Source organism: Pannonibacter sp. XCT-53, from assembly GCF_009915765.1.
Taxonomy (GTDB): domain Bacteria; phylum Pseudomonadota; class Alphaproteobacteria; order Rhizobiales; family Stappiaceae; genus Pannonibacter; species Pannonibacter tanglangensis.
On record NZ_JAABLQ010000001.1, the window covers coordinates 3,199,600 to 3,219,903 of the forward strand.

The 20,304-nt window shown below is 67.9% G+C and carries 20 protein-coding genes and 1 tRNA gene; 8 read left to right on the forward strand and 13 right to left on the reverse strand.

Going from position 1 to position 20,304, the window contains the following annotated elements; translation table 11 throughout:
- The first annotated feature begins 6 nt into the window (after positions 1-6).
- From kdpC to GWI72_RS14325, 3 genes are read left to right on the forward strand one after another with little or no spacing between them, the layout of a single operon-like run.
- Positions 7-561, forward strand: coding sequence for a potassium-transporting ATPase subunit KdpC (gene kdpC / locus GWI72_RS14315; RefSeq protein WP_161676876.1), 555 nt, complete (start codon positions 7-9; stop codon positions 559-561).
- A 12-nt stretch (positions 562-573) separates the two neighbouring features.
- On the forward strand, positions 574-3,312 hold the full coding sequence (locus GWI72_RS14320) for a DUF4118 domain-containing protein (protein WP_161709011.1): 2,739 nt from the start codon (positions 574-576) through the stop codon (positions 3,310-3,312).
- Positions 3,309-4,004: a response regulator gene (locus GWI72_RS14325; protein ID WP_161676878.1), complete on the forward strand. Its 696-nt coding sequence runs from the start codon at positions 3,309-3,311 to the stop codon at positions 4,002-4,004. The genes GWI72_RS14320 and GWI72_RS14325 overlap by 4 nt, the downstream gene beginning before the upstream one ends.
- Before the next feature lie 18 nt (positions 4,005-4,022).
- Here GWI72_RS14325 and GWI72_RS14330 read toward each other — a convergent pair whose 3' ends face one another.
- Both GWI72_RS14330 and GWI72_RS14335 read right to left on the reverse strand, forming a co-directional pair.
- A complete protein-coding gene (locus tag GWI72_RS14330) occupies positions 4,023-4,343 on the reverse strand; it encodes a 2Fe-2S iron-sulfur cluster-binding protein (RefSeq protein WP_161709012.1) in 321 nt (106 codons plus the stop codon).
- Between the two features lie 200 nt (positions 4,344-4,543).
- Positions 4,544-5,812, reverse strand: coding sequence for a cytochrome P450 (locus GWI72_RS14335; RefSeq protein ID WP_161709013.1), 1,269 nt, complete (start codon positions 5,810-5,812; stop codon positions 4,544-4,546).
- Positions 5,813-5,922: 110 nt separating this feature from the next.
- On the opposite strand from GWI72_RS14335, the gene GWI72_RS14340 reads away from it, so the two are divergent.
- A complete protein-coding gene (locus GWI72_RS14340) occupies positions 5,923-6,774 on the forward strand; it encodes an AraC family transcriptional regulator (protein ID WP_161709014.1) in 852 nt (283 codons plus the stop codon).
- Between the two features lie 3 nt (positions 6,775-6,777).
- On the opposite strand, the gene GWI72_RS14345 is transcribed toward GWI72_RS14340, so the two are convergent.
- From GWI72_RS14345 to uxaC, 8 genes are all read right to left on the reverse strand, one after another.
- Positions 6,778-8,301, reverse strand: a complete 1,524-nt coding sequence (locus GWI72_RS14345; RefSeq protein ID WP_161709015.1) for a UxaA family hydrolase — start codon at positions 8,299-8,301, stop codon at positions 6,778-6,780.
- 50 nt (positions 8,302-8,351) lie between these two features.
- On the reverse strand, positions 8,352-9,080 hold the full coding sequence (kduD, locus tag GWI72_RS14350; protein ID WP_161709016.1) for a 2-dehydro-3-deoxy-D-gluconate 5-dehydrogenase KduD: 729 nt from the start codon (positions 9,078-9,080) through the stop codon (positions 8,352-8,354).
- Entirely contained in the window at positions 9,077-9,901 is an 825-nt protein-coding gene (gene kduI, locus GWI72_RS14355; RefSeq protein ID WP_161709017.1) for a 5-dehydro-4-deoxy-D-glucuronate isomerase, read from the reverse strand. The genes kduD and kduI overlap by 4 nt, the downstream gene beginning before the upstream one ends.
- Before the next feature lie 26 nt (positions 9,902-9,927).
- Positions 9,928-10,242: a cupin domain-containing protein gene (locus tag GWI72_RS14360; RefSeq protein ID WP_179956080.1), complete on the reverse strand. Its 315-nt coding sequence runs from the start codon at positions 10,240-10,242 to the stop codon at positions 9,928-9,930.
- 7 nt (positions 10,243-10,249) lie between these two features.
- Complete coding sequence (locus tag GWI72_RS14365) at positions 10,250-11,530, reverse strand: TRAP transporter large permease (protein WP_161676884.1); 1,281 nt, start codon at positions 11,528-11,530, stop codon at positions 10,250-10,252.
- Position 11,531: 1 nt separating this feature from the next.
- Entirely contained in the window at positions 11,532-12,044 is a 513-nt protein-coding gene (locus GWI72_RS14370; protein WP_161709018.1) for a TRAP transporter small permease, read from the reverse strand.
- Between the two features lie 71 nt (positions 12,045-12,115).
- Complete coding sequence (locus GWI72_RS14375) at positions 12,116-13,096, reverse strand: TRAP transporter substrate-binding protein (RefSeq protein WP_161709019.1); 981 nt, start codon at positions 13,094-13,096, stop codon at positions 12,116-12,118.
- A 26-nt stretch (positions 13,097-13,122) separates the two neighbouring features.
- Positions 13,123-14,529 (reverse strand): glucuronate isomerase, encoded by a 1,407-nt coding sequence (gene uxaC, locus GWI72_RS14380; protein ID WP_161709020.1) that lies wholly within the window; start codon positions 14,527-14,529, stop codon positions 13,123-13,125.
- A 116-nt stretch (positions 14,530-14,645) separates the two neighbouring features.
- Here uxaC and GWI72_RS14385 point away from each other — a divergent pair, with 116 nt between their 5' ends.
- Positions 14,646-15,341 (forward strand): GntR family transcriptional regulator, encoded by a 696-nt coding sequence (locus GWI72_RS14385; protein WP_348272682.1) that lies wholly within the window; start codon positions 14,646-14,648, stop codon positions 15,339-15,341.
- A 75-nt stretch (positions 15,342-15,416) separates the two neighbouring features.
- Here the strand turns inward: GWI72_RS14385 and GWI72_RS14390 are convergent, their stop codons facing one another.
- A complete protein-coding gene (locus GWI72_RS14390) occupies positions 15,417-16,853 on the reverse strand; it encodes a helix-turn-helix domain-containing protein (RefSeq protein WP_161676889.1) in 1,437 nt (478 codons plus the stop codon).
- A gap of 220 nt (positions 16,854-17,073) precedes the next feature.
- Between GWI72_RS14390 and GWI72_RS14395 the strand changes: the two genes are divergently transcribed.
- Positions 17,074-17,355, forward strand: coding sequence for a LuxR C-terminal-related transcriptional regulator (locus GWI72_RS14395; RefSeq protein WP_161676890.1), 282 nt, complete (start codon positions 17,074-17,076; stop codon positions 17,353-17,355).
- A gap of 52 nt (positions 17,356-17,407) precedes the next feature.
- On the opposite strand, the gene GWI72_RS14400 is transcribed toward GWI72_RS14395, so the two are convergent.
- Positions 17,408-18,424, reverse strand: coding sequence for a helix-turn-helix transcriptional regulator (locus GWI72_RS14400; protein WP_161709021.1), 1,017 nt, complete (start codon positions 18,422-18,424; stop codon positions 17,408-17,410).
- Between the two features lie 135 nt (positions 18,425-18,559).
- On the opposite strand from GWI72_RS14400, the gene GWI72_RS14405 reads away from it, so the two are divergent.
- Complete coding sequence (locus tag GWI72_RS14405; protein WP_244314244.1) at positions 18,560-18,772, forward strand: DUF1127 domain-containing protein; 213 nt, start codon at positions 18,560-18,562, stop codon at positions 18,770-18,772.
- Between the two features lie 142 nt (positions 18,773-18,914).
- On the opposite strand, the gene GWI72_RS14410 is transcribed toward GWI72_RS14405, so the two are convergent.
- Positions 18,915-19,889, reverse strand: a complete 975-nt coding sequence (locus tag GWI72_RS14410; protein ID WP_161676892.1) for a complex I NDUFA9 subunit family protein — start codon at positions 19,887-19,889, stop codon at positions 18,915-18,917.
- A 173-nt stretch (positions 19,890-20,062) separates the two neighbouring features.
- Here GWI72_RS14410 and GWI72_RS14415 point away from each other — a divergent pair.
- Positions 20,063-20,148, forward strand: a tRNA-Leu gene (locus tag GWI72_RS14415).
- Positions 20,149-20,304 lie beyond the last annotated feature (156 nt).

The following is a 20,304-nucleotide window of genomic DNA, read 5'->3' on the forward strand; positions in this document are numbered from 1 at the left end:
CGGAACATGTTGCAGCATCTGCGCCCTGCGCTCTATCTCGTGGCGCTCTTCACCGGGCTTCTCGGGCTCGCCTATCCGCTGGCGATCCAGGGCATCGCCCAGGCCGTGATCCCGTTCCAGGCGAACGGGTCGCTGGTCACGCGGGACGGCGCCGTCGTGGGCTCGGCCCTCGTCGGCCAGGCCTTCACGGCGGAGCGGTACTTCCATGGCCGTCCTTCGGCCACAAGCGACCCGTACAACGCATCGTCGTCGTCGGGCTCCAACCTTGCCCCGACCAGTGCCGCCCTCAAGGCGGCGGTGGCGGAGCGGGTGATGGCTCTCGGCGGCGGCCGGCAGCCGGCCGATCTGGTGACCGCCTCGGCCTCCGGTCTCGACCCGCACGTGAGCCCCGACGCGGCGCTGGCCCAGGCCGCCCGCGTTGCGGCCGCCCGCGGTCTTGATCCGGCCAAGGTCCGGGCGCTCGTCACCCAGACTGTGGAGCCCCGGCATCTCGGGCTCGTCGGTGAACCAAGGGTCAATGTTCTCGAGCTCAACATGGCGCTCGACGCCCTCTACCAGTAAGGATCCCGCGCCGTGACGCCAGCCGAGGATGACCGTCCCGCTCCGGAAACCTTCCTTGAGGTCGCCCGGGCCGAAAGCGAGCCGCCCCAGAAGCGCGGCAAGCTGAAGATCTTCCTCGGCGCCGCACCGGGGGTCGGCAAGACCTACGCCATGCTCGAGGAGGCGCATCTGCGCCGCCGCGCCGGCGTGGATGTGGTCGCCGCCCTGGTGGAGACCCACGGCCGCATGGAAACGGCGGCGGAGCTGGTCGGCCTTGCCCTCCTGCCCCGCCGGCGCGTGCCCTACCGGGGCCAGGTCCTGACCGAGCTGGATGTTGACGCCCTGATCGAGCGCCGGCCCCAGCTTGCCCTGATCGACGAGCTGGCGCACAGCAACCCGCCCGGCTCGCGCCATCCCAAGCGCTGGCAGGACGTGATGGAGGTGCTCGACAGCGGCATCGACGTCCTGACCACGCTCAACATCCAGCACATCGAGAGCCTCAATGATGCGGTGACCCGGATCAGCGGTGCGCGCGTGCAGGAGACGGTGCCGGATGCGGTGGTGGCCGAGGCGGACGCGATCGAGCTGATCGACCTGCCGCCGGACGAGCTGATCGACCGGCTGAAGGACGGCAAGATCTATCGCCCGGCCCAGGCCGGTCAGGCGCTCGAGAACTTCTTCACCCGCGACAAGCTGACGGCCCTGCGCGAGATGGCGCTGCGCACCACCGCCGGGCAGGTCGACGCGGAGATCCTGTCGCTGATGCAGGCCAAGGCCACGCGCGGGCCGCTGCCCAGCGGCGAGCGACTGATGGTCTGCATCAACGAGGCACCGGTCGCCAAGACCCTCGTCCGCTCCGGCAAGCGCATGGCCGAGCGGGCCAAGATCCCATGGCTGGTCGTCACCGTCGTGACGCCGACGCATGAGGCCCTGGGCGCGGACGCACAGCAGCAGATGCAGGATGCGATGCGGCTGGCCGAGACGCTCGGCGCGGAACCCGTGACGCTGAGAGCCGAGTCCGACGTGGCCGGGGAGCTGCTGCGCTTTGCCCGCTCGCGCAATGTCTCCCGCCTGCTGATCGGCCGTCCCCGCTGGCAGAAAAGCCCCTGGCGGCGGGTGACGGCGCTGTTCCGCGAGCCGGTGTCCGACCGGCTTCTGGACGGAGCCACCGATTTCGAGGTGACCGTCGTCACGCCGAATGTGCGCAACGAGCGGCGCAAGGCGGTGGCGCGGCCCCGCATCGACACGCAGCCGAAAGGCTATGTCGCGGCGGTGGTCGTGACTGCCGTTGCAACGGTTCTGGGGTTGCCGGTGGAGAGCGTCGACCTCATTCCGAGCAGCGCGCTCACGGTCTTCTACCTGCTGGGCGTCATGCTGGTTGGCGCCCATTACGGTCTCGGGCCGTCCCTGTTTGCCAGTGTCCTGGCCTTCCTCTGCTACAATTTCTTCTTCATCCATCCGACGTTGACGTTGAGCATCGCGCAGCCGTCGGAGGTGGTCGCGCTGTCGGTGTTCCTGCTCGGCGCCCTGTTCACCGGCAATCTGGCCAGCCGGCTCAAGGCGCAGATCGAAAGCATGCGCGCGACCCAGACCCGGATCGAGACGCTCTACACCTTCGCCCGCAAGATCGCCTCGGCCACAAAGTTCGACGATGTCCTGTGGGCGGCGGCGGCGCATGGCGCCAAGGCCCTGAATGCCCGCACCCTGATCCTGACACCGGACGCCGGTGGCGCACTGCAGCAGGTGCAGGGGCATCCGACCATCGAGGAACATCTCGATGCCAGGGCCGCAGGTGCGGCCCAGTGGGCGTTCGAGAAGGCCGAGGCCGCAGGGACGGGAACCGGCACCCTGCCGGGCAGTGACTGGCTGTTCGTGCCGCTGGCGACGGCCGGCAAGCCCTTCGGCGTGTTCGGGGTCGCCTTCGCCGATCCGCAGCGCGCAGCCGATCCGGAGACACGGCGGTTGCTGCTGGCGGTCGAGGACCAGGTCGCCGTGGCCATCGAGCGCAACCGGCTGGCCGAGGAACTGTCGAACGCCCGGGTTGCCGCCGAAAGCGACCAGCTCCGCGCCGCCCTGCTCAATTCCGTCAGTCATGACCTGCGCACGCCGCTGGTCACCGTCATCGGCTCCATGTCGAGCCTTGCCGATCCGGACACCGACCTGCCCCGGGAGGACCGGCAGGCGTTGGTCGAGACCGCGCTGGACGAGGCCCGGCGGCTGGATCGCTACGTGCAGAACCTGCTGGACATGACCCGCCTCGGACATGGCGCACTGAAACCCCGGCAAGGTGCCGTCGACATCCGCGAAATCATCGGCAGGGTCCGCTCGGATCTGGCCCGCACGCTGATGCGGCACCGGCTCAACGTCGAGGTTCCGCGTGACTTCCCGATGCTGCAGGTGGATCCGGTGCTGATCGGCCAGGCGCTCATCAACCTTCTGGAAAACGCGGCCAAGTATGCTCCGGCCGGCACCGAGATTTCCGTGCGGGCCGGGCTTGCCGCCGAAGGGGGGGCCGAGATCCAGGTCATCGACGAAGGGCCGGGCATTCCGGCTGGCGACCGGGAAAAGGTGTTCGACCTGTTTCACCGGGCCGCGCGCGGCGATGGCGCCCCGGCGGGGACAGGGATGGGCCTTGCCATCGTGCGCGGCCTGGTCGCGGCCCATGGCGGCACCGTGCGCGCGACCTCGGGCCCGGACGGCAAGGGCGCAGCCCTGGTCATGACACTGCCGCTGGCCACGCCGCAGGCCTCGGAACTGGAGACCGAGACATGATCCCGACCTCCGCGCCCGCGCGGATCCTGCTGATCGAGGACGAGGCACCGATCCGCCGCTTTCTCAGGATCGCGCTTGGCAGCGCCGGTCACGAGACCGTGGAGGCCGGCAACGGCCGCGAGGGGCTGGAGCAGGCCGTCACGGCTGCGCCCGATCTCGTCATTCTCGATCTCGGCCTGCCGGACATGGACGGCAAGGACGTGGTCCGGGAGATCCGCAGCTGGTCGCGGGTGCCGATCCTGATCCTGTCGGTGCGCGATGGCGAGGGCGAGAAGATCGCGGCCCTCGACGCCGGGGCCGATGACTATGTCACCAAGCCTTTCGCCACCGGAGAACTGCTGGCCCGGCTGCGGGTGCTGCTGCGCAAGCGGGGCGACAGCGAGGCCCAACCCTCGACCGTTCAGGTCGGGCCGCTGTCGGTCGACCTGGCGCGGCGGCTGGTCAGCGTCGGCGAGCAGGACATCAAGCTGACGCGCAAGGAATTCGACGTGCTGGCCCTGCTCGCGCGCCATGGCGGCCGGCTGGTCAGCCACCGGCAGATCCTGACGGAGATCTGGGGCCCGGCCCACGCCGACGACCTGCATTACCTGCGCATCGCCATCGGCCACATCCGCAGCAAGCTCGATGACGACCCGGCCAGCCCGCGCTTCATCGTCACGGAGCCGGGCGTCGGCTACCGCCTGCTTGGCTGACCCCGGGGCGCGCCGGCATCAGTGCTGGCTGGCGGGCAGGTGCACCACCAGCCCGTCCTGGGCCGCAGTGAGCTTCACCTGGCACGACAGCCGGCTTTCGAGGCGCGGGTCGATCACGCACTCGATCATTGCCGCTTCCGCCTCGTCGGGCGGGGGCAGCAGGGCGAGCTGGCTGGCCTCGATGTAGCAATGGCAGGTGCCACAGGCACAGGCACCGCCGCATTCGGCCGCGATTTCCTCGATCCCGTGGGCCACGGCGGCGGCCATGAGCGTCTGGCCTTCCGTGGCCTCGACGTCCTGCCGCGTGCCGTCTGCGGACATGAATGTGATGCGGGGCATGGGTCTCTGGCTCCGTTTTCCCGGGTCTGGTGGCTGTTTGCTTGCGAAACTGTACGCGGCAGGAGGCTGGAGGCCCCCTGCCGCGCAAAAGGGGCGGACAGGGCAAGGCAGGCAGGTGGGATGCCGCCTGGGCCGCGGGGGAGGCCGCTGCCCGGTGTCCCGGTCCGGTCCCGATCATGGGCCTGCTGCGCTGGCCGGTCTCATGCGGGCACCAGCCGCAGGTCGAGCCGCTTCGGCCCGCGCACCGACAGGCCGCGCTTGTAGGTCACGGCCGGATCGGCCAGCTCGATCGCGCGGGTGCGGGCCAGCAGCGAGCCGAAGATGATTTCCATGTCGAGGCGGGCGAGGTGATTGCCGAGGCAGAAATGCGCCCCGCCGCCAAAGGCCAGGTGCCGGTTCGGCTTGCGTCCCACATCAAAGCGGTCCGCGGCCTCGAAGGCGGAAGGGTCGCGGTTGGCGGCGCCATAAAGCAGGCCGAACTTGGTGCCGCGCGGATAGGGCGTGCCGGCGATGGTCACATCCTCGGTGGCGTAGCGGTGGAAGAACGGCAGCGGCGATTCATAGCGGAACATCTCCTGCACCGCGGTCGGCAGCAGCGCCGGGTCGGCCTTCAGCCGGGCCGCCTGGTCCGGGAACTTCAACAGGCAATGCATGCCCGATCCCAGAACATCAATCGTCGACCCGTGGCCGGCCATCAGGATCAGCATGCAGGTGGAGATGAACTCGTCCTCGCTGAACAGGCCGGCGGCCTCGGCCTTGATCAGCTCGGAGATGAGGTCCGCGCGCGGGGCCTTCAGCCGCTCCGCCTTCAGCGCGGTCAGATACTCATAGAACTCCGTCGTCGCGGTCTCGGCGATCTGCTTGCGCGCGTCCGAGCGGTCGATGTCGAAGAACTGGACGATGTTTTCCGACCAGATGCGCAGCTTCGGACAGTCCTCGTCCGGCACGCCGATGAGGCGACCGATGATGTGGCCGGGCACCTCGGCAGCCAGATCCTCGACGAAGTCAATGTCGCGCTGGTCGAGCAGCCGGTCGAGGAGGCGCGTCACATAGGCCTGAATGTCATCGCGGAGCCTTGCCACCATCGCCGGCGTGAACAGGCGGAACACCGCCTTGCGCAGGCGGTCGTGCACCTCGCCGTCGCTGTCGAGCAGGCTGAACTGGACGAAGCGGGAGTGATGCGGCATGTCGTGCCAGTTTCCAGCCCGCTTCTGCGCCTCGATCTCCTCCGGCGGCACCAGCCCGTCCAGCGAGCGCACCATCGTCTTGTCCATCACGATGGCCGAGACATCCTCGAAGCGGGAGGCGAGATGAATGTCGAAATCCGCGAAATAGGTCAGCCCATCCCGCGCACGCAGCCTCGCATAGGCCGCATAGGGATCGGCAGCGAAGGCCGGATCCAGCGGCGCAAACACCTGATCGTCGCCGGTCTCACCGGCGCCCGGCGTGGCAGAAGTTGTGTGCGGCATGGTCGAACTCTCCCTCGATTGCCAAAAGATAGCGTGGGCTTTCATCAGGGAAAATGCCGTCATCTCGCACGAGATGGACAAAACTCGCATATCGGGTGATTGTGCCGGACATGGTGAACGCACGCGGCGACCTCGAGCACGAGGAGATCCTGTTCCACACGCCCGGCCGCCTGGCCGGAGCCCTGCCCTATGCGCTGCAGGTGGCCGGACTGGGGCTCGCGCATCCCGGCCAGGAGCCGGTGCGCAAGCGCTACCATGACCACGTGCTGCTCCTTGCACTTGCGGGACAGGGCCGTGTCGAGACCGGCGGCGCGGTGCATGTGGTCGAGCCGGGCCAGGTGCTCTGGCTGGACACCTCGCGCCCCTATGCGCATGGGGCATCAGGGGCGGAGCCCTGGCGCTATCTCTGGATGGGCCTGCGCGGCACCGGCCTCGATGCGCTGTACGGGCTGCTGGACGTGAGCCGACGGCCGCTGTTCCGGCCCGAGCCCGCGCATGACCTTAAGACCGTGTTCCGGGAGGTCTGCGCGCTGGCCGGAAATCCCGCGCCGGAGGCCGATGCCCGCGCCAATGCTGCGGTGGCCGCGCTCCTCGCCGTGCTGGCGGGTGCGCGGGACGGCGGCCTGTCCGGGCTGCAGCACAGCCCCCAGATTGCGCGGATTGCCGAGCTGCTGCGGCAGGATCTCGCCCGCGCCTGGACCATCGAGGATCTTGCGCGCCTCGCCGGCCTCAGCGCCTCGCAGCTGTTCCGGGCCTTCAAGGCGGCCAGCGGCAGCACGCCGATGAGTTACCTGCGCCAGGAGCGGATCGCCGAGGCGAGGCGTCTGCTGACGGCAACGAGCGATCCGGTGGCCGTGATCGCGCGGCGCTGCGGCTATGGCGACCCCTATCACTTCTCGCGCGACTTCCGACGACTCACCGGCACGACACCGACACTGCTGCGGCGCAGCACCGGCTTCTGAGCCTCACATCACCGCACCGACCTGCCACGGCACAAATTCATTGTCGCCAAGGCCCAGCAGCTCGGATTTCGACTTTTCGCCCGATGCAACGGCGAGGAGGCACTCCAGGATTTCTGCGCCCTTGTCGGCGAGTGGCACGCCGGCCGACAGCACGTCACCGCAGGTGAGGTCCATGTCCTCCGGCATGGACGCGAACAGGGCATCGTTGGTGGCCAGTTTCACGGTCGGGGCGGGTTTGGAGCCAAAGGCGGACCCGCGCCCGGTGGTGAAGACGACGATCTGGGCCCCGCCGGCAATCTGCCCCGTTGCCGAGACCGGATCGTAACCGGGCGTGTCCATGAACACGAGGCCAGGTGCCGTCACCTGCTCGGCATAGTCGTAAAAGGCGGTGAGCGGCGTCGAGCCCCCCTTGGCAACGGCGCCGAGCGACTTTTCGAGGATGGTGGTGAGGCCGCCGGCCTTGTTGCCGGGACTGGGGTTGTTGTCCATGCTGCCGCCATTCATCTCGGTGTAGCGCTCCCACCAGCCGAGACAGGCGATCAGCCGGTCAGCCACCTCCCGGTTGACGGCCCGGCGCAGCAGCAGCTGTTCGGCCCCGTAGATTTCCGGCGTTTCCGACAGGATCACGGTGGCGCCGAGCCCCACCAGAAGATCGCAGGCCGCGCCCAGCGCCGGATTGGCGGTGATGCCCGACAGGCCGTCCGAACCGCCGCATTGCAGCGCGACCTTGAGCGCGGCGACGGGCACCGGCTCGCGCCGGACCGCATTCACGGCGGGCAGGATCTCCAGCACCCTGGCCTTGATCGCGTCGATCGTCTTCCGCGTGCCGCCGCTGTCCTGGATCGTCAGCCCGTGGACATGATCCGCCCCGGCTGCGCCGGCCATCGCCTTCATGCGCGCGATCTGCATCACTTCGCAGCCGAGACCGACAAACACCGCCGCGCCGACATTCGGATGCGTGGCATGGCCCCAGAGGACGCGCTGGAGAAGGTCGAAGCCGCGCCCTTCGCCGGCCATGCCGCAGCCGGTGCCATGGGCAAAGGCGACGATGCCGTCGACGTTGGGAAAGTCCGCCAGCACGCCGGAGGCTTCCAGCTCAAGGGCGGCGCGGCGGATGACGGTGGCCGAGCAATTGACCGTTGCGCAGAGCGCGATGAAGTTGCGCGTGCCGACCCGGCCGCCGGAGCGCACATAGCCGGCAAACTGGCGCGGGGCCAGCCGGGGAATGGCCGCCCGGGCCCGGGCAAGATCGGCCCCGATGGCATAGCTGCGGTCATGCGCCCCGAAGCCGCAGTTGTGGCTGTGGACATGGTCGCCTGCCGCAATGTCCTGCGTCGCCTGGCCGATGATCTGCCCGAACTTGTAGACCGGCTGGCCGGCCGGAACGGGCCGCAAGGCGATCTTGTGGCCGGCGGTCAAGGGCATCGGCAAGGGCCTGCCGAGGCCCAGCGGGTCGGCGCCGGCGGACAACCGCTCGCGCAGGATACCGACACTGTCGTCGGGATTGAGAACGATCAGGGCGCTCATGACGCGTCTCCACTTCCAGGATGCTCAACCGCAGTGCCGGACAGGCAGGCTCAGCGCGCCAGCCAGCCGCCGTCGACATTCAGCACGGCCCCGTGAATGTAACCGGCAGCCGGAGACGCCAGGAACACCACCGCCTCGCCGATGTCGCAGGCCTTGCCCCAGCGCCCGGCCGGGATCCGCTCGAGGATCGCCCGGTTGCGCTCCGGATCACTGCGCAGGGCGGCCGTGTTGTTGGTCTCGATGTAGCCAGGTGCCACCGCATTCACGTTGATGCCGCGCTCGGCCCATTCGTTGGCCAGCAGCTTGGTCAGCCCGGCCACCCCGTGCTTGGAAGCGGTGTAGGAGGGCACGCGGATGCCCCCCTGAAACGACAGCAGCGAGGCGATGTTGACCACCTTGCCGTCCGAGCCCCGGGCAAAGACCGCCCGGGCAAAGGCCTGGCACGTGAAGAAGACCGCCTTCAGGTTGATGTCCATCACCTCGTCCCAGTCGGCCTCGGAGAAGTCGACCGCATCGGCCCGGCGGATGATGCCGGCGTTGTTGACCAGAATGTCGATGGCCTCCCGGGCGAAGAGATCCTGTGCCGCCATCGGATCGGACAGGTCGAGCCGGAGTTCGCGCGCGCGGCCGGTCAGGGCAACCGTTTCCGCCGCGGAGGAGCGCGCGGCGCAGAGAACCTCGGCTCCGGCGCGCCCCAGGGCAATGGCGATGGCCTGACCGATGCCGGTGTTGGCACCGGTCACGAGCGCCCGCCGGCCCTCCAGCGAGAACGGGTTCACCGCAGGTCCTCCATGGCCACCATCTCCACGTCCTTGTAGTCGACATTGTCACCGGCCATGGCCCAGATGAAGGTGTAGCTGCCGGTCCCTGCGCCGCAATGGATCGACCAGGGCGGGGACACGACGGCGTCCTCGTTCTTCATCACCAGATGCCGCGTCTCGTCGGGTCGCCCCATGAAGTGGAACACGCGCTGCTCCGGCTTCATGTCGAAATAGAGATAGGCCTCCATCCGCCGGTCATGCAGATGCGCCGGCATGGTGTTCCAGACCGAGCCATTGTGCAGTCTGGTGTAACCGACGACGAGCTGGCAGGAGGTCATCACGGCCGGATGGACGAACTGGTAGATCGTGCGGTCGTTGGACGTCTCGGCCGCCCCGAGCTTGACCACGGCGGCCTCGTCGAGACGGATCAGCCGCGCGGGATGGACCCTGTGGGCCGGGGCCGAGAGGAGGTAGAAACGACCCTTGCCGTCCAGGGTGACCGGCCCCGAGCCAAGCGGCAGGTAGAGCACGTCGCCGCGATCCAGCGCATGGGTCACGCCGCCGGCCGCAACGGTGCCTGCCTCGCCGACATTGACGATGGCCATCTCGCGGCGGTCGAGAATGCTCGCCGTGCCGCATTCCTTCACATGGTCGAGGGTCAGCGGGGCACCGGCCGGCACCGCACCGCCGACGATCATCCGGTCATAGTGGGTGTAGACCAGGCGGATTTCGCCGTCACGGAACAGCTCGCCCAGATGGAAGTTGCGCCGGAGCTCGGCGGTATCCATGCGCTTGGCGGCGTCCGGATCAATGGCGTGGCGGGTTTCGACGGTCAGCATGGGCGTGTCCTTGGCAAGGCGAAAGGTCAGAGAAAATCGTCGCGGCGGGGCGTGAACGTGTCGATCAGCGTGCCCGGTTCGAGGCAGATGCAGCCGTGCTCCGCCCCGGATGGAATGACGAAGCTGTCGCCGCGTGCCACCTCGAGGGCTTGCCCTGCGACCGAAAAGCGGAACCGGCCGCTTTCGACATAGGTCGACTGGATGTGGGGATGGCTGTGCAGCCGTCCTTCGGCCCCGGCGTGGTCAAAGCGGAACGCGACCACCATCAGCTCCGGGCTGTGGCTGAGGACCTGGCGCGTCACGCCAGGGTCCGTGGCAACGGTCGGGTAGGTCTTCAGCATGGCGGCCTCACCGGAACAGGGAGGGCAGCCACAGCGACAACGCCGGGACATAGGTAACCAGCATCAGGGCTGCGAAGGCCGCGCCATAGAAGGGCCAGATCGTCTTGACCGCATCCCAGACGGTGATCCGGCCCACGGCACAGCCGACGAACAGCACGGCCCCGACGGGTGGCGTGCAGAGGCCAATGCCGAGATTGAGGATCAGGATCACCCCGAAATGCACCGGGTCGACGCCGAAGGCGGTGGCGACCGGCAGGAAGATCGGCGTGGTGATCACGATCAGCGGCGACATGTCCATGAAGGTGCCGAGGAACAGGAGGATCACGTTGATCAGCAGCAGGATGACGATCGGGTTGTCCGAGATCCCCTGCAGCAGTGTCACCATCTCGGTCGGCACCTTGAGCAGGGCCATCAGCCAGCCGAAGGACGCCGCGCAGCCGATCACCATCAGCACCATCGCCGTGGTGCGCACGGCCGCCATGGTGGAGGCAACGAAATTGCTCCAGGTCATGGTGCGATAGGCAATCACGGTGACGAGCAGGGCGTAGACGACCGCGATGCAGGAGCTTTCCGAGGCAGTGAAGACGCCGGAGCGCACGCCGAAGAAGATGATCGCGATCAGCAGCAGCCCCGGGATGGCATTGGCGAAGAGACCGGCCAGCGCGCCCCAGCCCGGGAAGGCTTCCGTCGGATAGCCACGGCTGCGCGCCACCCACCAGGCCGCAACCATGAGGCAGCCGGCGAGCAGGAACCCGGGCAGGATGCCGGCGGTGAACAGGTCGGCGATCGAGATGCGGCCGCCGGCCGAGATCGAATAGATGATCATGTTGTGCGACGGCGGGATCAGCAGCGCGATGATCGAGGAGACCACCGTGACGTTGACCGCATAGTCGACGCCGTAGCCACGCTCCTTCATCTGCGGGATCATCAGGCCGCCGATGGCGGAGGCATCCGCCGCGGCCGACCCCGAGATACCGCCGAACATGACGGAGGCCGCGATGTTGACCTGTCCCAGACCGCCGCGCATGTGCCCGACGGCGGCTCCGGCGAGGGCCACGAGACGGCGGGCGATGTCGCCGCGCACCATCAGTTCGCCGGCAAAGATGAAGAACGGGATCGCCATCAGCGCAAAGACCGAGACGCCGGAGTTCAGCCGCTGGAACACGATCATCGGCGGCAGGCCGAGATAGAGCACGGTGGCGAGCGACGAGATGCCGAGGCAGAAGGCCACCGGCATGCCGATCAGCAGAAGGACGGCAAAGGAGCCGAAGAGAACCCAGAGTTCCATCTCACGCCTCCGCCATGTCGACTTCGCCGAAGCGGGCCGTGGGCAGGCCTGCAGCGCGGCGCAGCAGCCGTTCCACCGAGAACAGCAGGATCAGGACCCCGCCGCCGACCAGCGGCATGAAGTCCACGGCCCCGGTCAGCCCGAGGGAGGGCAGCTTGACGTCCCAGGCCGAGGCACAGAGTTGCCAGCCATAGATGGCCATGCCCGCACCGAACAGGCCGACGAGCAGGTCCGACAGGCTGAACAGCGCAAGCTTCACCCGGGTCGGCACCACGTAGAGCAGGATGTCGAAGCTGAGGTGATAGCCTTCCCGGATGCCGACGGCAGCGCCGAAGAAGATGAACCAGCCCATCAGGATGACGGAAAACGGCTCGCTCCAGACGATGCTGTTGTTGAGCACGTAGCGATAGAAGACCTGGGCCGCGATGATCGCGGTCATCAGGGAGAGGCCGACCCCGGCAATCCAGAGGGCGGCACGGGCGACCAGCCCGCAGAATTCGGCAAGCGCGCGCATTGTGTCCCGCGTGTCTTGAGGCAGAGGAAGCGCCCCGGGCCGCCGCTGCGGCCCGGGGCAGCGGGATCACGTCACTCGGTGGCCTGAATCCGGGCCACCAGGTCCTTGAGCCTGTCCGAAGTGACATGCTTCTCGTAGACGGGCTTCATCGCGTCGATGAAGGGCTGCTTGTCGATGTCGGTGATGACCTGGGCACCGGCGGCGCGCACCTTCTCCTCGGAGGCCTTCTCCCGCTCGGCCCACAGCTTGCGCATCACCGGCACCGCGTCGCGGGCGGCCTGGCTGACGGTGGCCTGGTCCTCCGGCGACAGCTTGTCCCAGGAGGCCTTCGACATCACCAGAACCTCGGGCACCATCAGATGCTGGTTGAGGGTGTAATACCTGGCGACCTCGAAATGTCCGGAGGATTCATAGGACGGCCAGTTGTTCTCCGCGCCGTCGATGACACCGGTCTGGATCGAGGAATAGACCTCGCCGTAGGGCATCGGCGTCGCGTTGGCACCCAGCGCGGTCATCATGTCGACGAAGATGTCGGACTGCATGACGCGGACTTTCATGCCCTTCAGGTCGTCGATGGAGGTGATCGGCTTCTTCGAGTTGTAGAAGCTGCGCGAACCGCCGTCGAAGAAGGCGAGACCGACGAAGCCGTGCGGCTCGAAGGCCTTGAGGATCTCCTCCCCGATCGGCCCGTCCATCACCTTGTGCATGTGATCCGTGGAGCGGAAGATGAACGGCAGCGAGACGACCTTGGTTTCCTCGACCAGATTGTTGAACGGTCCCATCGAGACGCGGTTCATGTCGATCACGCCGAATTTTGTCTGCTCGATCGTGTCCTTTTCCTGGCCGAGCTGGGCCGAGTGGAACACCTCGATGCAGAGCTTGCCCTTGGTGCGCTCCTCGAGCATCTTGCCCATGGCCTTCACCGCCTCGACGGTCGGGTAGCCGTCCGGATGCGTGTCGGACGACCGCAGCGTGGTCTCGCACGCCAGGGCCGATCCGGTCATGAGAACGCTGGCCAGCAGCGCGGCTTTCGCCATCTTCAGAAAAGTCATCGTGTCTCCTCCCATCAGTGAACCGGTCAGAGCCGGTAGGCCTGCCGCGCAAGCCCGTAGGCAAGGTCGCGTGCGACCTCGCGCGCCTCGTCGCCGTCGAGCCGCCCGGAGGTGACAAGACCGGCAAGGAAGGCACAATCCACACGCCGGGCCACATCGTGGCGGGCGGGGATCGAACAGAACGCCCGGGTGTCGTCGTTGAAACCGACTGTGTTGTAGAACCCGGCCGTTTCCGTCGTCGTCTGGCGATACCGCAACATCCCCTCCGGACTGTCGAAGAACCACCAGGCGGGGCCCAGCCGCAGCGCCGGATAGACACCGGCCAGCGGAGCAAGCTCCCGCGAATAGGCCGTCTCGTCGAGCGTGAAGACGATGACGGTGAGATCGGACCGCATGCCGACGGCGTCGAGCAGCGGTCGCAGCGCCCGCACGTAGTCGGTGCGGGTCGGAATGTCGAAGCCCTTGTCCCGCCCGAAGGCGGCGAGCACCTCGGCGCTGTGGTTGCGGGCGGCGCCGGGATGGATCTGCATCACCAGACCATCCTCAAGGCTCATCCGCGCCATCTCCGTCAGCATCTGTCCGCGGAAGGCGTCGGCCTCGTCGGGCGAGCAGCGACCGGACAGCGCCTTGTCGAACAGGGCTGCGGCGGCAGCGGCCGGCAGGTTCTCGGTGCGCGCCGTGGGGTGGCCATGGTCAGTGGCCGTTGCCCCTTGCGCCTTGAACCAGAGCCGGCGCCGGCGGTGCGCGTCCAGATAGCCGGTCCAGGTCGTGGCGTCGGTGCCCGCAAGCTGGCCCAGCTGCTCGACGGCCTCGGCGAACCCCGGCATGTCGGGGTCCACCACCTGATCCGGACGATAGGTGGTGATCACGCGGCCAGCCCAGCCGCTGTCGCGGATCATCCTGTGCCAGCGCAGGTCATCGAGCGCGCCTTCGGTCGTTGCCAGCGTCTCGATGTTGAACCGCTCGAACAGGGCCCGGGGCCGGTACTCCGGGCGGGAGAGACAGTCGGCGACCTGATCATGGATCGCATCGGCCGTGTCGGCGGACAGGCGCTGCGTCACACCAAACACGTCCCCGAGAGCCTGATCGATCCAGAGCCGGGAGGGCGTGCCGCGAAACAGGTGGTAATTGGCGGCGAAAAGGCGCCAGATACGGCGACCGTCGGCTTCGGTCCAGCCGCCGTCGGCGCGCGGGACACCAAGGCTGGCCAGCGGAATGCCCTGCGAGCAGAGCATGCGGAACACATAGTGGTCGGGGGTGACGAACAGGCGGGCCGGGTCCGGAAAGGGGGCGTCTTCCGCAAACCAGCGTGGGTCCGTGTGGCCATGCGGACTGATGATCGGCAGCCCGCGGATCTCCTCGTAAAGGTCCCGGGCGATGACCCGGCCTTCGAGGTCTGGCGGGAACAGCCGGTCCGGATTCAGGCGTGCCACTCTTGTTCTCCTCCCTGAGGCCGACTATTGCGGTTCTTTGACCGCTTGGTGGTCGGCAAGAAAACTAATATGCTAGTATGCATCTTGAGTCAACGGAGGCCCGGATGACAGGATCAGTGCAACTGCGAGCCCTGGAAACGCTGAACCGCCCGTCGGTCGCCGATGCCGTCTTCGACGCCCTGCACCAGCAGATCCTCTCGCTCGACCTGCCGCCGGGGGCGAAGATCTCCGAGGTCGACGTGGCCAAGGCGATGGGCGTATCGCGCCAGCCGGTGCGCGACGCCTTCTACCGCCTGTCCAAGCTTGGCTTCCTGACCATCCGGCCCCAGCGCGCCACCTGTGTCTCGGTGATTTCCGAAAGCGCGGTGCTGCAGGCCCAGTTCATCCGCACCGCGATCGAGGCGGAGACGGTGCGCATCGCCTGCCTGAAGCTGACGCCGGCCGACCACGCCGCGCTGGAGGCCATCCTTGACGGCCAGCGTCAGGCGATCCTCGACAAGCGGCCGCTCGAGTTTCAGGCGCTGGATGACCAGTTTCACCGGGAAATCTGCGTGCGCGCCGGCCATGGCCACGCCTGGGAGATCATCCGCGAGAACAAGGCCCACATGGACCGCGTGCGATATCTGTCCCTCGCCTTTGCCTCCAACGAGGCCTTCGAGGACCACGTGCGGGTCATGGACGCGATCCGGGCGCGCAATCCGGACGAGGCCGTTCCCGGCATGCGCACCCACCTGGCGCGCATCCGCAAGCAGATCATCCGGATCCGGGCCGAGCACATGCAGTTCTTTGCGCAGGAGGCCGTGGACGACTGATCCGGACCGGCCTGCCGAACAGGAAAGGTCCCGCCAGGCAGGGTGCGGCCAGGAGGGGCGCGGCCGCCGCGCCGCCTAGCGCAGGGAAAAGGGCACGATGCCGCGGGCGCGCTGGTCGACCAGCAGTTCCTTGTCGAGGGCGGGGAAGGCCCGGTCCTGACAGTCGCTGCGCGGGCAGATGCGGCAGTTGATGCCGATCCGGGCCGGATTGACCCGGTCCGTCAGGCCAAGCTCGTCGGCGTAGACAATCATGTCGGCGTATTTCAGCTCGCAGCCGAGCCCCAGCGCATAGCGCCGCTCCCGCTCGCCAAAGCGCGAGGCCGGCTTGGAGATACTGCGGGCGAGGCACAGGTACTGGCTGCCGTCGGGCATCTCGCCGACCTGCGCCTGCAGGCGTCCATCCCGGTTCTCGAAGGCCTCATGCACGTTCCAGACCGGACAGGCGCCGCCGTAGCGGGCGAACTGGAACCGTGTGGCGCTGTGCCGCTTGATCACGTTGCCGGCCCGGTCGACCTTAAGGAAATAGAAGGGCACCCCCTTCTCGCCCGAGCGCTGCAGGGTCGACAGCCGGTGGCAGATCTGCTCCAGACTGGCCCCGGTCGTCACCATCAGACGGTCCAGATCATGGCGGTAGGTCTTGGCCAGCGCCAGGAACGGGCCATAGGGCAGCAGCAGGGCGCCGGAGAAGTAATTGCGCAGCGCCAGCCGGCAGATGTCGCGCGCGGCCTGGCTGCGGAACCCGGCGCGGGCCAGATGGCCGGCGATGAGATCGTCGGCGGTCAGGTCGGCAATCAGGCAGCCGAGCTGGAACTCCATCGCCGCACGCGGCAGCGCGCGGTCCAGCGTCACGGCCTTGCTGCGCGGATTGAAGGCCGCGATGGGACCGTCCGGACGGCTGCGTTCCGTCACGTCGACGCGCACCCCGTGGGTCTCCAGCAGGAAGGCTGCCAGCACGGCGAAGCGATCCGGATTCCAGGCCAGTCCAAGCCGGTCCGCCAGTGCCTCTGCACCGACATCCAGCGCATCGACATAGTTGTCGATGTAGTGGAAATGGTCGCGCACCTCGTCGAAGGGGGGCACCATCCGGACGCCCTTGCCGGCCGGCTCGACCTGGGAGTCCAGTGCATCGTCAAGCGAGGCCTGCTGCTCGCTCATGCGCCGCAACTCGCCATAGAGCCCGAGCACGGCGCGGGCGAAGTCCGGCGTGTGCGTGGCCACGCTCTTGAGATCCTGCAGGCCGACGGTGCCGTCGTGGAACCGCGTGTCGGCGAAGGCCTCGCCGAGGTCGGCCACCAGACGGTCGAGGTCGCTGGCCTCGAAACTCGCCAGATCCGCACCGAACTCGCGGCTGACGGCGATCAGCACCGAGGCGGACATGGGCCGGATGTTGCTCTCCAGCTGGTTCACGTAGGACGGCGACAGGTCCAGCCGGCTGGCAAAGGCGACCTGGGTCAGGCCCGCGCGCTCGCGCAGCTTGCGCAGCACATGACCGGCGAACAGTTTCTTGGCCATCGGATCGGCCACTCCCTCAAAATGCGAAATCTTCGCAATTTAACCTATCACTTTTTTGCATATCGCTACAAGCCGCCGAAACGGCTAGGGTCCCCGGCATGGATCACGCCCCGGGGCGGGGACAGCACGCGGAACCGTTTCGGCAGCCGCGTCACCCGACGGGGCGGGACAGGAGCAGAGGCGGCCCGGACAGGGCGGCCGATCGAGGCGGGAGAGAGACATGCTGGATACTGTTTCGGATAGCTGGCACCGCAACGCCGAGTTCAAGGCGCGTCCGGCCGGGGTCGTCCTCGCGGAAGAGCGCGTGTCGCTGCTGACGGAGCGCCAGAAGGACGTGATGCGCATGCTGGCGGAAGGCATGATCAACAAGCAGATCGCCCATCGCCTCGACATTTCCGTCGCCACCGTGAAGACCCACATCGCCTCCGCCGTGCGGCGCATGAAGGCGAAGAACCGGATCCACGCCGTGGCCATGCTGATCCGCGCCGAAAGCCTCGCCTGAACGGCAAGGCCGGCTTGCGACAGCCCACGCCGGTGTGCCTGTGCCGCTCCGGTCATCGGGACGTGTCCCGGTGCCGGTCGGCCAGGGCTGCGAGCTCGTCCGCCAGCCCCTGCCGCAGGTCCTCAGGCGCGACCAGCTCCGCCCCGGGGCCCAGCCAGCGAACCAGCGGATAGAGGCGGTCGGCGGAGGTGGCTGCCAGACGCACGCGCACGCGCCCGGTCCCGTCGGGCGTGAACAGGGCATGGCGGTAGTACCAGTCCTGCGACAGGCGCCGGGCCTGCTCCGCGGTGACCCGGATTTCCGCGAGCCCGTCCTCCTCGGCCCAGCGCCGCATCGCCCGGGAGAGCCACGCTCCCCCCATCAGCGCCTCGACCGAGAACTCGCGCGGCGGACGGAAGCGCAGGCCGCTGACGACCAGGTTGCGCACCCGGTCGGCGCGGTAAAGGCGCAGGTCGTCCGCATCGACCGAGCGCCCGGCGAGGTACCACAGGTTCCGGTCGAACAGCACGCCATACGGCTCCACCTCGTGCGGCCGCAGCTCCCCGCCGCGGGCGGGACTCTGGTGATCGAAGCGCACCCGGCAACCGGACAGGATCCCGTCCATGAAACCGTCAAGCGCCGCCTGCCATTCGCGGGCCGGCGCCGCCTCCGTCGACGCGTGGAACACGTCCACCGGCAACGGCTCGATGCCGATGATCCGCTCCGCACGACCCAGCAGGTCCTTCGCACTGCCCGGCAGCGCGGCGACCAGCTTGCGCTCGGCCGTCTGGAGATCGCCGGCAAGCGGCGTGGTCTGCAGGCTGCGCACGAAGGCCAGGGCCACCAGAAGGGCAGCGGTCTCGCGCCGGGTGAGCGCCACCGGGGGCTGATGGTAGCCCCGGGCGAGACGATATCCGCCCTCCGCGCCACGCTCGGCCTCGACCGGGACGCCCAGCTCGATCAGGCGCTCCACGTCGCGGTAGATCGTGCGCAGCGAGACGCCGAAGCGGTCGGACAGGGTGGTGGCGCTGACGAGCTTGCCGCCGGACAACAGCAGCAGGATGCCAAGTGCGCGGTCGATCGGGTTCATGACGGGTCGTTCCCGGGCTGATTCAAAAAAATCATTACCTCAAGAACAAAACGAGATCAAAGCTGACTCGCAGCTGTCAGGATTGGTCTGTCAGTCTCCGGATGACGCGGATCCCCCGCGTCAGGGAGACCACAGATGATCATGGACCAGACCTCATCCGAATCGATCCGCACGTTCCGCCTCGACCTCGTCGCGGTGATTCGCAGGATCCACCGTCCTGTCGCAGGCTGGCGCGCCCGGGCCCGGGCGCAGCGCGAGCTGTCGCAGCTCGACGAGCGGATGCTGAGGGATATCGGGCTGATGCGCGGCGAGGACGGCCGCTGGCAGCGCGACGGGAGCCGCCGTTGAGACGGCGGCAGGACCGCGGCCCTCCGGGGCCGCGGCGGAAGCAGGGCAGAGACCCGTCAAAACGAAATCGGCCGACGATGTGTCGGCCGAGATCGGGTCAGGCAGGGTCCGGTCAGGCAGGGTCCGGTCAGGCAGGGTCCAGTCAGGCGACGCGATGGGCGTCGTACTGGCCGCGCTCGCGGAACCGGTCGAGATAGGTCGGCAGGACGGCGGCGAGGGACGAGGGATTGATGCCCATCCCGGCCAGCGTCAGCCCGGCCTGCTCGGCGGCTGCCGAAACGACGTTGTCCTTGCGCAGCAGACGCACCTGGTCGGAGGTCAGCAGCTGGCCCGGCAGCTTCTCGAGCACGGCTGCCTGCAGGCGCGCGACCGGGAACGGGATCGGCAGCAGCAGGCGCTGGCGCTGGGTCACTTCCAGCATCAGCTCCATGCATTCGCGGAAGGTCTTCACCTCCGGGCCGCCCAGTTCGTAGGTCGCTCCGGGCTTGAGCTGGCCGTCGACCGAGCGGGCGACCGCCTCGGCCACGTCACAGACATAGACCGGCTGGAAGCGGGTCGCTCCGCCGCCGATCAGCGGCAGGGCCGGCGAGATGCGGGCCATGGCGGCGAATCGGTTGAAGAACTCGTCCTCGGGACCGAAGACGATGGACGGGCGCAGGATGACGCTGTCCGGCAGCGTCTCCAGCACGGCGGCCTCGCCGGCGGCCTTGGTGCGGGCATAGACCGAATCGGAACCGGCGTCCGCGCCGATGGCCGACAGGTGGGTGATGGCGGTGAGACCCGCGCCGCGTGCCGCCTCGGCGATGGCCCGCGGACCGAAGGCCTGCACGGCCTCGAAGGTCTGCTTGCCGGAGGCCGCAAGGATGCCGACGAGGTTCACGACGGCGTCGGCCCCCTCCACGGCGCGGTCGACGGACCAGCGGTAGCGGAGATTGGCCTGCACCGGCATGATCTGCCCGACGCCGCCCAGCGGCTGCAGGTGTTCGGCCAGGTCCGGGCGGCGGACGGCGGCCCTGATCCGATAGCCGCGGCGCGCGAGCGCCTGAACCACGTGGCGGCCGATGAAGCCGGATCCGCCGAATACCGTAACGAGTTTTCCGTTGAGCGCCTTGGACATGCCTGCCGCTCCTTGTCGCGTCGCTTGATGAATTTCCACCGTCCGGGGACGGCCCTACGCAGGGTTCTTAGACCTTTGCCAGCCCAGTGTGAAGGCGCGATGTACACAATCGTATTTTTCCTCAAATCGACGATTGACAACCCTCCGAACGACCCCTAAAAGCCCTCCTCACAGCCCAGGTGGCGGAATTGGTAGACGCACTAGTTTCAGGTACTAGCGCTCACAAGGCGTGGAGGTTCGAGTCCTCTCCTGGGCACCAAATCCGCTTCGGATCCACTACCAGGGTCCGATCGAAAAAGGTCCGGTTCGCCGGACCTTTTTTCGTTTCAGGCCGTCTCGCCCTGATCTCCTTGTTCGTGCCCGCCACCGTTTCGGATCAGTCTGACCGGCAGATCCGCAGCCCGGACCGGTCCGG